The 15,295-nt window shown below is 71.5% G+C and carries 10 protein-coding genes; 1 reads left to right on the forward strand and 9 read right to left on the reverse strand.

What is annotated here, in order from left to right:
- The 3 genes from ALI22I_RS21440 to ALI22I_RS21450 are packed head-to-tail and all read right to left on the reverse strand — an operon-like array spanning position 1 to position 6,579.
- The gene (locus ALI22I_RS21440; RefSeq protein ID WP_077007302.1) at positions 1 to 1,881 is read right to left on the reverse strand and encodes a DUF2264 domain-containing protein; all 1,881 of its coding nucleotides are present in this window, start codon (positions 1,879 to 1,881) and stop codon (positions 1 to 3) included.
- A gap of 57 nt (positions 1,882 to 1,938) precedes the next feature.
- Positions 1,939 to 3,801 (reverse strand): rhamnogalacturonan lyase family protein, encoded by a 1,863-nt coding sequence (locus tag ALI22I_RS21445; RefSeq protein WP_077007303.1) that lies wholly within the window; start codon positions 3,799 to 3,801, stop codon positions 1,939 to 1,941.
- A 45-nt stretch (positions 3,802 to 3,846) separates the two neighbouring features.
- Complete coding sequence (locus tag ALI22I_RS21450) at positions 3,847 to 6,579, reverse strand: exo-rhamnogalacturonan lyase family protein (protein WP_077007304.1); 2,733 nt, start codon at positions 6,577 to 6,579, stop codon at positions 3,847 to 3,849.
- 267 nt (positions 6,580 to 6,846) lie between these two features.
- Between ALI22I_RS21450 and ALI22I_RS21455 the strand changes: the two genes are divergently transcribed.
- A complete protein-coding gene (locus tag ALI22I_RS21455) occupies positions 6,847 to 7,935 on the forward strand; it encodes a LacI family DNA-binding transcriptional regulator (protein WP_077007305.1) in 1,089 nt (362 codons plus the stop codon).
- 5 nt (positions 7,936 to 7,940) lie between these two features.
- Here the strand turns inward: ALI22I_RS21455 and ALI22I_RS21460 are convergent, their stop codons facing one another.
- The 6 genes from ALI22I_RS21460 to ALI22I_RS21485 are packed head-to-tail and all read right to left on the reverse strand — an operon-like array spanning position 7,941 to position 15,293.
- Complete coding sequence (locus ALI22I_RS21460) at positions 7,941 to 8,660, reverse strand: SDR family NAD(P)-dependent oxidoreductase (RefSeq protein ID WP_077007306.1); 720 nt, start codon at positions 8,658 to 8,660, stop codon at positions 7,941 to 7,943.
- Entirely contained in the window at positions 8,657 to 9,766 is a 1,110-nt protein-coding gene (locus ALI22I_RS21465) for an aminotransferase class I/II-fold pyridoxal phosphate-dependent enzyme (protein WP_083751906.1), read from the reverse strand. Before ALI22I_RS21465 ends, ALI22I_RS21460 begins: the two co-directional genes overlap by 4 nt.
- A 13-nt stretch (positions 9,767 to 9,779) precedes the next feature.
- Positions 9,780 to 11,051, reverse strand: coding sequence for an APC family permease (locus ALI22I_RS21470; protein ID WP_077007307.1), 1,272 nt, complete (start codon positions 11,049 to 11,051; stop codon positions 9,780 to 9,782).
- Entirely contained in the window at positions 11,052 to 12,461 is a 1,410-nt protein-coding gene (locus ALI22I_RS21475; protein ID WP_077007308.1) for an FAD-binding oxidoreductase, read from the reverse strand. It abuts the gene before it with no gap.
- 10 nt (positions 12,462 to 12,471) lie between these two features.
- Complete coding sequence (locus tag ALI22I_RS21480) at positions 12,472 to 14,079, reverse strand: thiamine pyrophosphate-dependent enzyme (RefSeq protein WP_077007309.1); 1,608 nt, start codon at positions 14,077 to 14,079, stop codon at positions 12,472 to 12,474.
- Positions 14,079 to 15,293 (reverse strand): ABC transporter substrate-binding protein, encoded by a 1,215-nt coding sequence (locus tag ALI22I_RS21485; RefSeq protein WP_077007310.1) that lies wholly within the window; start codon positions 15,291 to 15,293, stop codon positions 14,079 to 14,081. Before ALI22I_RS21485 ends, ALI22I_RS21480 begins: the two co-directional genes overlap by 1 nt.
- Between the last annotated feature and the right edge of the window lie 2 nt (positions 15,294 to 15,295).

Raw genomic sequence — 15,295 nt, forward strand, 5'->3', positions numbered from 1 at the left:
TCAGCCCGTGACGGCATCTCGCCGTTCGCAGGTGGGGATTTCGCCCAGGTAGACGGTCACCGTCTCCGCGCCCGGCAGGTCCAGGACGACCACGTCGTCCTCGACGCTCACGCCGGGCGCGGGCGGCCCCGTCACCGCGAGTTGTACGAGGCTGACGTAGACGGCGGTGCCACCGGGATGCGCGTCGGCGATCACGTACGGCGTGGCCGAGTGCGGGCCGAAAGCGTTGGCGCCCTCCGCCGTCACCAGGCCCGTGCTGGTGTAGCCGTGCAGGGCGCGCACGGCAGTGCTCAGCCCGTCCGCACGCCGGGCCAGCGCCACGCCGTCCGCTTCACGTAGTTCGAGCGGGACCGGCGCGGCCAGGGCGTGGCCTCCGTCCCTGACCTGGTGCCCGGCCGGGGCGGTGACCTGGTGGATTCTGATCTCCGCCGCGCCGTGGACCACCGAGGCCGTCACCACGCGGACGGGGCCGTCGCGGTAGGCCGAGGCGGCGAAGCGGTCGGACACGCTCAGGGGCTCGATGCGGCGCCTGGCGGAGGCCGTCCCGTCGGGCGCGATGACGGCCAGGTCGTTGTCCACGCCCGCGGTCCCCACCTCGGGTCCGGTGTGGCTGGTGTAGCCGAACTTGAGGTAGTGCGGGTCGGGCACACCGTTCGGGTCCTGGACGCGGTCGCGGTCGCTGCCGTGGTTGACCAGCCGCACGACGCCGTCCGAGCGGGTGGCGTGCAGCAACCAGCCGGGCGCGGGCATCGCCACGACCTGGTCCGCCAGGTCGACCGGCGCCGCCTCCTCCGCGTCGGTCCAGACCGGGTGGTCGGGCGGCAGCAGCAGGCCGAGGAACGCCTTGCTGGCCCAGTACGGCGACGCCGGGCCCGAGTAGTCCTGCGTGGTGGGCAGGAACTCGTCGTACCAGCCCAGGGTGAGCAGCCCGCGCTCGTCCGGCACGCCCCGTTCGGCGAAGTGGCGCAGGACGCCACTCGCGATGCGCCGGGTCCGGCCGGGCGGGAGGGGTGACGCACCGGTCAGCGCGCCCAGCCACAGCGGCGCCACCGACGCGAACCGGTAGGTCAGTGAGCGGCCTTGGTGCACCGGCCCGCCGTCGGCGGCGAAGAAGTGCTGGTACTGCTCCAGGAAACGGCTCAGCCGCGCCGCGTAGAGCTCCCGACGTCCGGTGTCGCCGGCCATCCGCGCCCACAGCGACGTGTACAGGTGCATCGCCCAGCCGCAGTAGTAGTCGAAGTTCTTGCCCTTGCCGTCGGAGTACCAGCCGTCGCCGACGTACCAGTCCTCGACCCGCTCCAGGCCGCCCGCGATCTCGCCGGGGTCGTGCGGCCCGCCCACCTCGGCCAGGAACTGCTCGACGACCACCCGGAACAGCACCCAGTTGTTGTCCGGTGTGCGCCGCCCGATGAACCCGGCCAGCCACGTCACCACCCGTTCCTGCTGGGCGGGTGGCAGCCGGTCGAACAGCCAGGGCCGGGTCTCGTGCAGCGCCAGCGCCACCGAGGCCGCCTCGACGAGCTGCTGGGACATGTCGGTCAGCGCCGGCCAGGCGTACGGGTGCGCCGGGTCCGTCCCCGCGACCAGGCCGCTCGCATAACGCTCCAACAACGCGGTCGGGACGGCTTCGCCCGCACCGGCGATCCTGCTGCCGGCGATCCTGAAGGAGGCCAACAGGAACGTGCGGGCGAAGCCCTCCAGACCGTCGCTCACCGGCCCCGCCCGACCGGTCCTGCCGGGCAGGCGGAACTGGGCGAAGTCGTCCGTCGCGTACGGCACCACGGACGCCAGCAGGTGATCCGCCACGGCCTCCCAGTGCGCCCGGGTCCAGCCGGTGTGGCCGGACAGTCGTTCATCGGGCGATGGCAGGCTCAGCGGCATGGAGCGGCTCCTGGACCGTGTCGGTTATCGGAACGGCGGGTGTCGGCGGGTAGGCGTTCAGCCGCCCGCGTAGGTGATGTTCGGCCGGGGAGGCGTCGACATGCCGGCGCCGAGGAAGTAGTCGACGTGGTGGGACTGCATGTACCCCTTGAGGGTCATGGCGTTGCGGTAGGCGGGATTGTGCGCCAACGTGTACAGCCTGGTGCTGGACGGCTGGTTCGTGGTGAAGATGATCAGCTGGTTGAAGTTCGCGTTGGTGTACACGGCCTCCTCGCGCCAGTCGCCGAGGATGTCACCGTAGAACGTGGGTTGGACGTTCTGGCTCGCGTCGACCGCGCCGTAGTTCGAGGTGGTGACCAGCCGCGGCACGCTGTTGGTGGTGGTCGGGCTGGTCGGGTTCCACTTCTCGATCTTGCCGTCGTTGAGCAGCTCCATGGTGATGTCGCCGTCCCACCACATGCCGAGCTGGGGCCAGGGCTGCAGCGAGGTGCTCGACTGGGTGAGCCGGTTGGTGGGCGCGTTGTACAGGCCGGAGAACGCCCAGGCCTCCATGCCGGGGTGGCGCGGGTCGACGTCGCCCACCATGCCGCGTCCCACGTCGGCGGTGCCGGACTGGGTGTGCTTCCAGATCATCCTGCCGGTCGCGGCGTCGTAGTAGTAGTCCCGCAGGCCGCTGGGGTTGTCCTGTTGCACGCCGTACCCCTCCAGCCCCGGACGGCTGGGGTCCATGTCGGCGATGTGGAAGCGGTCGCCGTGGATGACGCCCTGGGGCGCGAGCGAGTAGCGCAGGGTGCCGTTGCCGTTGAGCACGAACCCGATCTCGGCGATCTCGTCCTTGCCGTCGCCGTCGACGTCGATGATGCGGGTGTTGTGCCCGTCGGGCAGGTTCTGGTTGCCGCGCAGGAACTTCCACTGCATGGTCAGCGCGTTGCCGGTGAACCGCCAGGCGGCGAACATGAGGTTGAAGCCGCCGTTGCCGATGCGGTTCTTCATGAACGCCACGAGGCTCGGCGTGGCGCCGTCGAGGTAGCCCACGCCGAAGCGCGCGTACATCGGACCGTCGGACAGGTAGTCGGTCGGCACCGGAGCCGTGGCGCGGGCCGCGCCGGTCATGCCGTCGAGGATGGCGATCGCCTGACGGGTGTTGTCGCTCAGGCCGTTGTACCTGGTCCCGTTGCCGAAGGTGACGCCGTTGGCGATCCGCACGGCGACCTCGGCGCGGCCGTCGCCGTCGAGGTCCTGGACGGTGACACCGTCGTTGTGGCCGACGTTGATCGTCGCCGAGCCGCCCTCGATGTTGTTCTGGTTCGTGCTGTTCGGCCCCATGTCGACCTGCCAGAGGAACTGCCCGTTGCTCCGGTAGGCCTCCAGCTTCTGGGGCGAGGTCTGGCGGTCCAGCACGTAGTCGTACTCGCCGTCGCCGTCGAGGTCGCCGACCCAGACGAACTTCACCGCACCCCCGGCCCGCAGCGGCAGGCGGACCACCGGCTCGGTGGCGTGGTTGGCGGTCAACGTGAACGCCCCGCTCGGCGCCTGCTCCACGCCGCCGACCACCGGTCGGACCCGGTAGCTGTTGGACTGCGACAGGTTGGCCGTGGAGTCCACGAAGTTGGTCCCGCCGGTCAGCACGTTCGGGTTGAGCTTGACCTCGGCACCGCCTGCCGTGGACCGGTACACGTTGAAGCCGATGCCGTCCGGGTCGAGCCCGAGCAGGCGCCAGGTGACCAGGACGCTGCTGCTGCCGGAGCGCACGGCCACAACCCCGCGGCCCAGACGCTCCATCACCCGTGAAGCCGCGATCGCCGGCTCGTCGGACGACGCTGTGCTCGCGGACGTGGAGCCGGTCAACGGTGTCGTGCTGACGGCCAGGACGGCGGCGGCGATGACAGCCCCGCGACGTACGGCGCGCTTGACTTCCATGAAGTCCTCCTTGACTTCTTGAGGCAGGCGGCGGCGTTACAAGGGCTAGGAGGGGATGCGGTCCCCCACCAGGGCGAGGCACTGGATGGCGGCCAGGCCGTATTGCGCGGATGCGTTGGCGGAGGCGAAGACGGCCTCGTCGACCGGCTTGAGCACCTGCGGGCCGTCCAGCCGCACGGACTTGAACTCCAGGGTCCGCGCGTATCCCGCGTGGCCGGTGTCGAACTCCTTCCACGCCCGCGCGGCCAGGGTGGCGTCGCCGAGCTTGGCGGCGGCGTAGGCGGTGAGCCTGGAGTGGGCCTGACGCAGGTTGAGGTTGCCCCAGGACTGCCCCGTCTCCGCCTGCTGCTCGGCAGCGGTGCCGTTGTACAGCCGGCAGTACTGGAGCCACGCCCTGGTGAACGCCTCGTCGCCGGTCAGGGAGACCAGTTCGCTGCACAGCTCGACCAGGCCGAACACCGCGCCCAGCGAGCCGACGCTGACCGCCGGTCCGGTGGGCTTGAACGTGCCGTCGTCGAGGTCGTACAGGCCGCTGCCGCGCGCGAACCCGTTGGGCATCGCGGCGATGGTGCGCATGCTGTTCAGCAGCTTCTCGCGGGCGGTCGGCGCGCCGCCGCGCTCCCACTCGGTCAGCCAGGCCAGCGCGAGGCCGCTCCAGTCGGTGCCGGTGCTGACGCCGAGGGCGTGCGGATCGGGCTCGTACGGTCCCGTGCGGATCTTGCGGATGGGGTCCAGGACCAGGAACGTCCGGTCCGCGTCCACGAGATCGCGCAGCAGGTCGCCGGTGCGCTCGTCGGCGGTGAGGAAGTAGAGGAAGCGCCGGTAACCGGCGTTGCTGATGCGGACCTGCTTGGCGCTGTCGGCCCAGTGCTGCACGCCGTGCCGCGTGCCCAGGTCCTGCCACTTCCCCAGGTGGTAGACGTCGACCTCGCCGGTGTGGCGGGTCATCGCCTCGGCGAAGCGGAACGCCTCGGCCTGGCCGGTGCGCAGGTAGTGGTACCAGAGCCACAGGTCGGTGGACAGCTCGGAGTTGTCCCACGCGTAGCCGCCGACGTCGTAGCGCCAGACGTGCCGGTCGGGGTCGTAGCTGTGCATGATGTCGCCGTAGTCCCAGAAGCCGTACCAGGACCGCTGTTCGACCTGCGCGCTGTGGTGGTCGAACAGGAAGTCCAGCCGGTCTTCGATGCGCGCCTTCGCCGGGGTCGAGCGGTCTACCGGCGACCAGTCGCCGAACACGCCGGCCGCGTGCAGGTGCGCGGGCGGCGCGACGATCAGTGGCGGCGTCCGCACGGCTTGGGCCAGCTCGGCCACCCGGTCCGCGGCCGGGGTCGAGTCCAGCGCCCAGAACATCAGCTCGGTCGTGCGTGCGATCCCGTACGGGGTGCCGAAACCCGGCTCGTAGTCCTCGTAGGTGATCTCCAGGCCTTCGAGCTGCTCGGGGTAGGTGTCCTGGCCGAGACCGTCGTGGTAGAAGCGCAGGTCCATCGGCCCGGCGTCGGGCGACCACAGCCAGACCGTCACCTCGGCCTTGTCGCCCGCCGCGCCGCGGATGTCGAGCTGGGTGGGGTGCAGCTGCCAGAAGTTGCGCATGCCGAAGGCGAACCCCCCGCCGGGGCCGCCGACGTACCCGAGCCCGCCCGCCCGGCCGCCGGCGTCGACCGGGATCCAGCCGTGGCCCGCCTTGGTGCGCTTGCGGATCTGGAAGCCGTCGGCGGTGAGCTGGCGCAGGGAGTAGTCGCCGAAGGTGGGGATGAGGTGCAGCCGTGAGCTGACGCGGGTGTCCCAGGTTTCCACCGGTGGGGTGGCCTGCCCGGCGACCTGCGCCCGGCGGACCGCCGCGCCGGGATCGCGGCGCAGTCCGGTGATGCCGCGCACCGCCTCGGACAGCACGCCGTCGTCCGGCCCGGCGAAGCGCACGTGCCGGTTGTGCGGCTCGTCGCGCATCGGCACCTCGAACCGGATGCCGAGGCCGCGGACGAAGTCCTTCTTCTCGTTGCCGTCGAACACGAAGCTGTGCACCGCGCGGATGCCGTCGCTGCCCGCGTAGAAGTACAGGCGCACGGTGAACGGCAGCCAGGACCGCCGGTCGCGCCGGTGCCCGCCCTCGATCTTGACCACCGCTCGGACCGGGCCGGACGACTCGACCGTCACCTTCTCCGTGCGGCCGGTGAACCTCTCCGGCTTCGCCGAGCCGGTCTCGTCGTCGCCCGGTTCGTCCTGGCGCAGGCAGATCAGCTCGCCGTTCCGGGCGATCTCGCGGTCGCCCCGGAGGATGGCGCGCACCAGCCGGTCTCCCTTCTTCGGGATCACGCACCTGATGACGCCGGTGTTCACCTCGATCTCGTCGCGGCCGTCCTTGACCGTCACGGCCGCCGCCGGCGCGGCGGGCACTCCCCCGGCGAGCACGTACTGCTCGGCCGGTGGCACCTCGGTGCCGATGGCGTGCGCGGTCCACTTCAGCGACCCGTCCGGCCAGTACGCGGTGGCCCACGTCTGCACGGGCACCTGCTGCCCTGCGGTGGTGCGCAACGCGAAGGGCTGGTCCTCGGGCACCGCACCCTTCGGCCACGGGACGCCCCACGTGCACCCGGCCGCCTGCTGCCGGGGCGTGCCGCCCTCCAGCCACCTGAGCTGGACGCCGTCTTCGAGCACGCCGCCCGCCTGTAACGCGACCACGGCCGGGTCGGCACGCGCCGACCCGCTGCCCGGACCGAGCTGTCCGACTGCGCCGACCGCCGCCGCGCTGAGGAGCAGGTCACGTCGCGAGATCATCGCCATGGGGGGCTCCACTCAGGTGGGCGTAACTCCGACGAGATGGCGTTGTTTAAACGTTTACTACAGTCGAATCGCAGCATGGGACCCAGTGCCTGTCAAGCATGGAGGTCTCAGGTGGTATACGTTTACACGTGGACTCGGTGGCACCAGGCCGGCGCGTGCCGACCGCGGCGAACCGGTGCAGCGTGGTGATTTGACACCGTGTTCGCCTGGCGGAACCATCGCGTGTAAGCGGTTTACCAGCAGGTTTCACGGCCAGGTGGAGGTGGGATGGTCCGGCGTGCGGCGTCCGACAGCGAGGGGCGGCGTCCGACGACGATCCGTGACGTGGCCGCGCACGCGGGCGTGTCCGTCGCCACCGTCTCCCGCATCCTGTCCGGCACCTACCCCAGCGCACCCGCCACCCGCAGCAAGGTCATGCGAGCGGTCCGCGAGTTGGACTACGTGGCCAACGCCAACGCGCGCGGGCTGGCCGGCGCGAGCAGCCGCAGCGTGGCCATCATCGTCAACTCCGTCATCTCACCCCACTACGCCCACGTCGCCCAGGGCGTGCAGACCCAGGCCGCGATCGAGGGCAAGCTCTGCATCGTCGGCACCACCGGCGGCGACCCCGAGCGCGAGTTCGCCACGGTCCAGCTCATGCGCGAGGAGCACGCCGAGTGCGTGATCCTCGTCGGCAACGTCGTGGCGGACGACGCCTACCGCCAACGCATGGCCGACTACGCCCGCGCCCTGGCGCTGGCGGGCTCGCAGCTCGTCCTGTGCGGGCGCCCGGCGCTGGGCCCCGACGTGCCCGCCCTCGTCGTCGAGTACGACAACATCGGCGGCGCCTACGCCATCACCAGCCACCTGCTGTCGACGGGCCACCGGCGCATCCTGTTCCTCGGCCGCCGCGACAACTACACCACTCCGGAAAGCCGCATCGCGGGCTACCGCAAGGCCCTGGCCGACTACCGCGTGCCGCACGACCCCGGTCTGGAGGTCGAGGGCAGCATGGAGCGGCGCGAGGGCTACCGGATGATCCGGGAACGACTCGCCGCCGGACCACCCGACTTCACCGCCGTCTTCGCCGGCAACGACCTCCTCGCGGCAGGCGCCCGCCAGGCGTTGCGGGAGCACGGGCTGCGCGTCCCCGACGACATCTCGCTGGTCGGCTTCGACGACCTGCCCCCGGCCGCCGACATCGACCTCACCACCGTCCACGTGCCGCACGAGGAGCTGGGCCGCACCGCGGTGCGCATGGCCCTCGAACGCGTGCGGGACAAGTCGGACATGGCCGAGCACGTCATGCTCGGCACCCACATCGTCATGCGCGACTCGGTGCGCCCCGTCATCCGCGCCGGCGCACCGACCCAGTAGCTCGGTCAGGCCAGGCCCAGGCCGCCGCTGAGGGTGATCACCTCGCCGGTCAGCGAGTCGCCCGCGCGCAGGACGAGGAACGCCACCGTCTCGGCCACCTCATCCACGCCGACCAACCGGCCCAGCGGCACCCTGGAGCGGTAGGCCGCCAGCGCGTCCTCCGGTGAGGACGACACCGTCGCCAGCACCTCGTCACGCAGCCCCGCGTCCACGAGGGCCGGCGCGACGGCGTTGCACCGCACCGGCACGCCGGTCCGCGCGCAGTGCAGGGCGACGGATTTCGTCAGGTGCAGCACGGCCGCCTTGGCCGCGCCGTAGGCCACCATGCCGGGGGTGGCGAGCTGTCCCGCCGTGGAGGCGAGGTTGACGATCGACACCGGGTGGCCGAACCCGCGGCCGACGACCTCGCGGCAGCCCAGCCACGTGCCGACGACATGGGTTTCCATGATGGACAGGAACTGTTCAGGGCGGGCGGTCAGCACGCCCTGCTCGGTGCCGCCGAGGTCGCCCGCGGCGTTCACCAGCGCGTCGAGCCGGCCGTGCCGCTCCAGCACCTCGTCGACCGCGCGGGTCCAGTCCTCGGCCTTCGTCACGTCCAGCGCGATGCCGTCCGGCGCGGGCTTGCGCGAGGCGGCCACGGCGATCGCACCCGCCGCCGCCAGCGTGTCCACGACCGCGGACCCGATGCCGCCACCCCCACCGGTGACCAGGACGACGGGGCTCATGACAGCCGCTCCGCGAGCCGCCGCGCCGCTGTCTCGAGGGTGCTCTGCCGCTTGCACACGGCGAACCGCACTAACGTGTCCACAGTGGACACCGGGGCCGAGTAGAACACCGACAGGGGCAACGCGGCCACGCCCTCGTCGACCACCATCCGGTCGCACCACGCGTCCGCCGCCATACCGACGTCGGCCACCAGGTAGAACGGGGAGGCCGCCACACTGGTGGACAAACCGACCTGAGTGAGCCGTTCGGCGAACCAGGTCGCGCGCTCCCGCAGGCCGTCCGCGACCTCGCCGACGACCTGGAAATCGTCGGCCAGCACGTCGGCGACGGCGTGCTGGAGCGGCACGGCCGGGCAGAACGTGACGTACTGGTGCACCGCCCTGATCCGCTTGGTCAGCTCGGGCCCGGCGACGGCCCACCCGACCCGCCACCCGGTCACGGCGAACGACTTGGACACCGACGACACCTTGACCCGCAGCTCCGGCTCCGGGATGGCGTCCAGGACACCCCGGTGTTCTCCGGGGACCAGGTGCTCGTAGGTCTCGTCGGACACCACGACGATCCCCCGCTGCCGCGCGAGTTCCGCGAGCGCGGCCCACTCGTCGGACGTCAGCGCGCGCCCCAGCGGGTTCCACGGGCTGTTGACCACGACCACCTTGGTCCGCTCGGTGCACACCGCCGCGAGCAGGTCGGCGAACGACCCGTCGACGTCGGTGAGCCGGATCGGCACGACGGTCCCGCCGGCCGACCGGATCGCGGGCGCGTACTGCTCGTAGGCCGGTTCCACGACGATCGCCTCGTCACCGGGCTGGAGCAGTGCGAACAGCGCGCAGTGCAACGCTTCCGTGGCGCCCGCCGTGATCGTGACCTCGGTGTCCGGGTCGGGTGAGTTCGCGGTGCGGAGCGCGACCGCCTGCCGCAACCGTGGCAGACCGGCGCTGGGCGCGTACTGGTGCGCGCCCTCGTTCTGCCCCGCGGCGACGAGGGCGCGCAGCAGCGCGGCGGGTGGACCGTGGTCGAAGACCCCCTGCGCCAGGTTCACCGCCCCGTGCCGGGCGGCGAGCGCCGGGATGCGGACGAACATCGACTCCGCGACCAAGACCACGGGTCACTCCCTTTCAGGCGGATGTGCGGCGGCTCTGGACGACCTGCACGACCAGGGCGACGGCGAGCACCACGACGGCGTAGATCGAGCGCCACCCCGACTGCACCAGGCTCACGCCGAGCACGCCGAGCAGCAGCAGGTTGAGCACCGAACGCACGGTGAATCCACGCACGCGCGCGTAGGAGATGATGCTGAGCAGGTACAGGACGATGAAGATCGCGCTGGCGGTCGCCACCGCGTCCACGATCACGTCGGGCCACGTCACCAGCACCACACCGACGAGCGCGAACAGGCCGGACAGCAGGAAGATCGCCCGCCGCGGCACGCCGTTGGCGGTGGTGACGGACAGGCCGCGCGGGAGGATGCCGCTGGTCGCGGCGCCCTGGACCAGCCGGGACACGCCCCACACCCACGCCACCGCGTTGAGCACCATCGCGCCGAACGCGATCACGGTCACCACGAGCACGACGAGTTGGCGGGGCTGGATGGTCTGCGCCAACTGGAGCAGCCCGGTGACCTCGTCCACTTCAGACCGGGGGATGCGCACCGCGATGGCGACGGTGAGCAGGATGGTGAACACGCCGTAGACGCCCAGCGCGGTCGCGCTCACCGGCAGGAAGTCGCGGCGCGGATCGCGGAACTCCTTGCTGAGGAAGGTGAGGTTCTCGAACCCGGCGAACGCCCAGAACGCCAGCACCACGCCCGGCAGCAGCACGCCGAGCTCGGTCAGGTCCGGCGTGACGGCGGGCAACCCGGTCCGCATGCCCGGGATCGCCGCGACGATCAGCACCGCCGCCATGAGCACCAACGCCCAGGTGCCCGCGTTCTGCACCCTGGTGCTGGTCTTGACCCCGGCGAGGTTCGACGCCACGGCGGCCACCAGGACGGCCACGGCGGCGAGCACCGCGACCAGGCCACCCGCGCCCACCGCCTGCGCCACGTAACGCCCGGCGACCATCGCGCCGGACGGCAGGCCGACGATGACCAGCGACAAGAACATCAGCGGGACGCAGCGCCCGAACGCCCGGCCCAGTCCCGTGCGGATGAACGCCTCGATACCGTCGCCGTCCGGGTTCGCGCGCACCATGTCCTCGAACATCAGGAGCATCGGTAAGCACACGACGGTGGACAGCAGCCACACCAGCAAGCTGTTGCTGCCGGTCTCGGCGTAGACGGCCGAGGGCAGGAACAGGATGCCGGAGCCGGCCACCGACCCGATCGCCAGCGGAATCGCCTGTCGCCTGCTCAGCCCGGTCCGGGCCGCGTCGACCTGCCTGTCGGTCATTTAGTAGGGCTCCCCACGCCAATGGATCATGCGATCCCGGTTGAGGATGCCGTGCGGGTCGAGCAGCGCCTTGAGTCGCGCCATCAGGTCGATCTCGCCCTCGGATCTGGTGTAGCCGAGGTAGGACCGCTTCTCGAATCCGACGCCGTGCTCAGCCGAGATTGATCCGCCACTGTTAGTGACCAGACGATACACAATGTGTTCGACCTCGGGTTTGCGGTCCCTCGTGGTCTCCCCCGTCACGACGGCGATGTGCACGTTGTCGTCACCCAGGTGGCCGAACACCAGCAACTTCACCGCCGGCCACAACTCGGTCAGCTCCGCCCGCATCCGGTGCAGGCACTCGGCGAGCTGCCCGGCGGGCACGCTCACGTCGAACCCGAACAGCGGCTGCATCCGCAGGATCTCGCCGGGGATGCGCTCCCGCGCGGCCCAGAAGACCGCCAACTCCTTGGCGTTGGACGCCACGGCCGCGGCCAGCAGGTCGTCCTCCACCTCGGCCACGCACTCGGCCAGGCGGACCGCGTCGCCCTCCGGGTCGGCGCCCCGGCACTCCACCAGCACGTAGATCGGGTGGCCCACGGGCAGCGGCAGCCGGATACCGGTCGGCTCCAGCACCCGGTACGCGTCGTCCCAGATCACCTCGAACGCGGTGACGGCGCCGGGCAGCTTGCGCTGCAACGTGCCCAGCAGCCGCAGCGCCGAGTCCACGTCCGCCACCGCGCAGAACGCGCCGTTGCGCGTGATCGCGCCCGGCTGGAGGCCGAACGTGGCGCGGGTGACCACGCCGAGAATGCCCTCGCTGCCGATGAAGAGGTGCTTGAGGTCGATGCCCGCGTTGTCCTTCACCAAGGACGTGGACAGGGTCAGCACCTGCCCGTCGGCCAACGCCACCTCCAGCGACCGCACGTGCTGCCGGGTCATGCCGAAGCCGACGACGTTGACGCCGCCCGCGTTGGTGGCCACGCAGCCTCCGATCGTGGCACTGCCCTTGGACGCCAGGTCGATCGGCAGCAGCAGCCCGTGTCTCGCGGCGGCGTCCTGCACGTCGGCGAGCGTCGCACCCGCGCCCGCGGTGACCGTGCGGCCGGCGAGGTCGACCGGCTCGATCTCGCCGAGCAGTTCGGTGGACAGCACGATCTCGCCCGCGTCCGGCACGGCGCCGGAGACCAGTCCCGTCATGCCGCCCTGCACCACCACCGGCTGCCGGTCCTCGTGGCAGTACTTGAGGATCTGGGCCACCTCGGCGGCGGTGCGCGGCCGCACCACGATCTCCGCCTGGCCGACGCGGTCACTGCCCCACAGGTCCTGCACGTGCTTGGCGGGCACCGCGTCCCCGGTCAGCACGTTCGCCGCACCGACGATCGCCGCCAGCTCGTCGTGGTGGCGCAGGATCACTTCACTGGTCACGGATTCGTCCTTAGTGCTCGATGTTCGCGTGGCCCGCCCGCAGGCTGGCGTGCACGTGCAGCAGGTATCCGGTGCGGCCCGACGCCAGCGCGCGGCGGACGGCGTCGCGCACCTCGTGCGGGTCGCGGACCGTTTCACCGGGTATTCCGAACGCGGCGGCCCACGCGACCAGGTCGGGCGTGACGAGGTTCGTGCCGCAGTAGCGGCCCGGGAACTGGCGGCGGGCGTGCTGGTCGATGGTGCCGTAGCCGCCGTTGTCGGCGACCACGACGATCGGGCACCGGCCGTGCGCCATGGCCGTCGCCAGCTCGTCGCCGGTCATCAGCAGGCCGCCGTCGCCGACAACGGACACCACCGTGCGATCCCGGTACCGGTCGGCCGCCGCGACGGCCGCCGGCACGCCGAACCCCATCGCGCCGTTGCCCAGCGCGAGCATCAGCCGGTCCGGGCCCACGTGCACGTAGCGGTGCACCCAGCTGGAGAAGTTGCCCGCGTCGAAGGTGATCACCGAGCCGTCGGGCAGCTCGGCGTCCAACGCGGCGGCGACGTGGGTCAGGTCGAGCCCGTCGTCGAAGGGCCGGGGGTTCGGCGTGGCGAGCCGGTCGGCCAGCTCCCGCCACCCCCGCACCCAGTCGAGCCGTTCCGGTGTCGGTGCCGCCCAGTGCGCGGTGACCAGCGCGTCCAGCACCGCCCTCGGGTGCGCCGACGGCTTCTCCGGGTACACGACGTGGACCCGCGGCCCGCTCCAGCCCGCCAGGTGCACCTCGTCGGGCGCCTCGCCGAGCAGCACGACCAGATCGGCCTCGGCCAGCCGTGCCCGCACTTCGCGGGGCGTGCCCAGGTGCAGGTGACCCGCGTAGTGCGAGTGCCGGTTGTCCACCAGGTCCTGCAACTTGTTGCCCACCAGCACCGGCAGCCCGGCCGCCGTCGCCAGAGACACGAGCGCCTCACCGGCCGAACGGTCGGTGTGCCGCGTGCGCAACAACCTGCCAGCCACCAGGACGGGCCGGTGCGCCGATGCCAACGCGGCCCGCAGGTCGGCGACATCCGCCTCCAGCATGTCCCCCTCCTCCCGGCCCGCCTGCACCGAGTTCGCCTCCGTGCTCAGCACCTCGCCGGGGACGGAGGCGGTCCACAGGTCCTCGGGTACCAGGAGCACCACCGGCTGCGGTACTGGTCCGTGCAGCACGGCGGACGCGCGGGTCAGCTGCGCTGCCAGGTCGGCCGCAGACAGGGTGATCACCTCGGCCAACGCGCCGAACATGCCCGCCAGGTCGGCGCCCTGGAACGCGGTGGCCCGATCGGCGGTGGACGGGATGTCGCCCACCAGCACCAACAGCGGGGTCGGGTCGGCAGCTGCCGCGTCGACCGCGATGGCGGCGTTGCAGCTGCCGGGAGATCGGTTCACCGCGACCACGCCGGGCTTGCCGGTCAGCCGCGCCGACGCGATCGCCATGAAGCCGGCGCCACTCTCGTGCCGCGTGGTGACCGTGCGGATGCCGAAGTCCTCCGCCGTGGCGAGCAGCGGCAGGAACGCCTCACCGGGCACGGTGCACAGCTCGTCGGAACCGAGGTCCACCGCCATCCACCGGCACAGCAGCTCGACGACCGTCGTCATCAGCGCTCGACCGACGGGTGCCGGAACTCGCCGGTCACCGACTCCTCCGGCCACACCACGACGGCCTTGTCCGCCGAGTCGCCGACCTCTTGGTAGTGCATGAGCACGATCTCCGGCGGCTGGTGGTGGTCGGTGTCGCCGAACCGCACCGTCCCGCGCCATGTGCGGAAGCTCCCCGACTCCAACGCGTTGCGCAGCGACGCCCGGTCGTGCGCACCTGCCAGCGCCGCCGCCTGGGCGAGGATCACCACGTCGGTGAACGAGTTGAGCGTGTTGTCCGGCGGGTAGCTGCCGAACTCGGCGTAGTACGTGTCCACGAACCAGCGGCCGCTCGGCGTGAGACCGGTCCACTCCGGGCTGAACCGGGTCGCCGGCCACACCACGCCCGCACCGGCGGGCCCGGCGAACTTCCAGTAGTCCTGCGCGCGCATCGGGAACGGGAAGCAGGCCATCATCGGCACCTTCGGCAGCAGACCGGTCTCCGCCGCCGCCTCGACGATCATGTAGTTGGTGCGCACCACACCCGCGTTCACCAGCAGCTGCGGGCCGAACTCGGTGGCCCGGCGCAGCGGCTCCTTCAGGTCCTGCACGCCATCCTGGGCGAAGTCCTCCCGGAACAGCTCCAGGTCCGGGATGGCCTCGCGCAGCGCGTCGCACACGGTGTCGGCCAGCATCTGCCCGAACACCGTGTCGGCCGCGACCACCGCGACCCGCTTCCAGCCCTGCTTCGCGGCGAACGACGCCATCAGCGGCGCCCGGTCGGCGATGGAGAAGTAGGTGCGGAACAGGTTGCGGCGTCCGTACGTGATCGTGTTGTGCCCGTTCTCGATGAACGTCGGCACGCCCCACCGCTCGGCCAGGTCCGCGACCACCGGGCTGGTACGCAGGTGCCACTGCCCGACGACCGCGCTCACCTCGTCCAGCATGACCAGCTTCGCCATGCCGCCCGCCGCCGAACGCGACATGTGCTCCTGGTCCGCGGTCCGCTGGTCGTTCTCCAGGAACAGCCGCACCGACCGGCCGGAGAAGTCACCGGGGTGCTCGGCCACGTAGCGGGCGCCCAGCACCGCGCCGCGCACCACCAGCTCACCGGCGACGGGGTCACCGGGCAGGCTCAGCGGCGTGAGGACACCGACCGGCACGGCCGCGCCGGTGACCGTGGCGTTGTAGGCCTTGACGAGCTCGCGGGCCCTGGTCTCGTTTTCGCTCAGCATCA

The sequence above is a fragment of the Saccharothrix sp. ALI-22-I genome (assembly GCF_001984175.1).
In the GTDB taxonomy this organism is placed as follows: domain Bacteria; phylum Actinomycetota; class Actinomycetes; order Mycobacteriales; family Pseudonocardiaceae; genus Actinosynnema.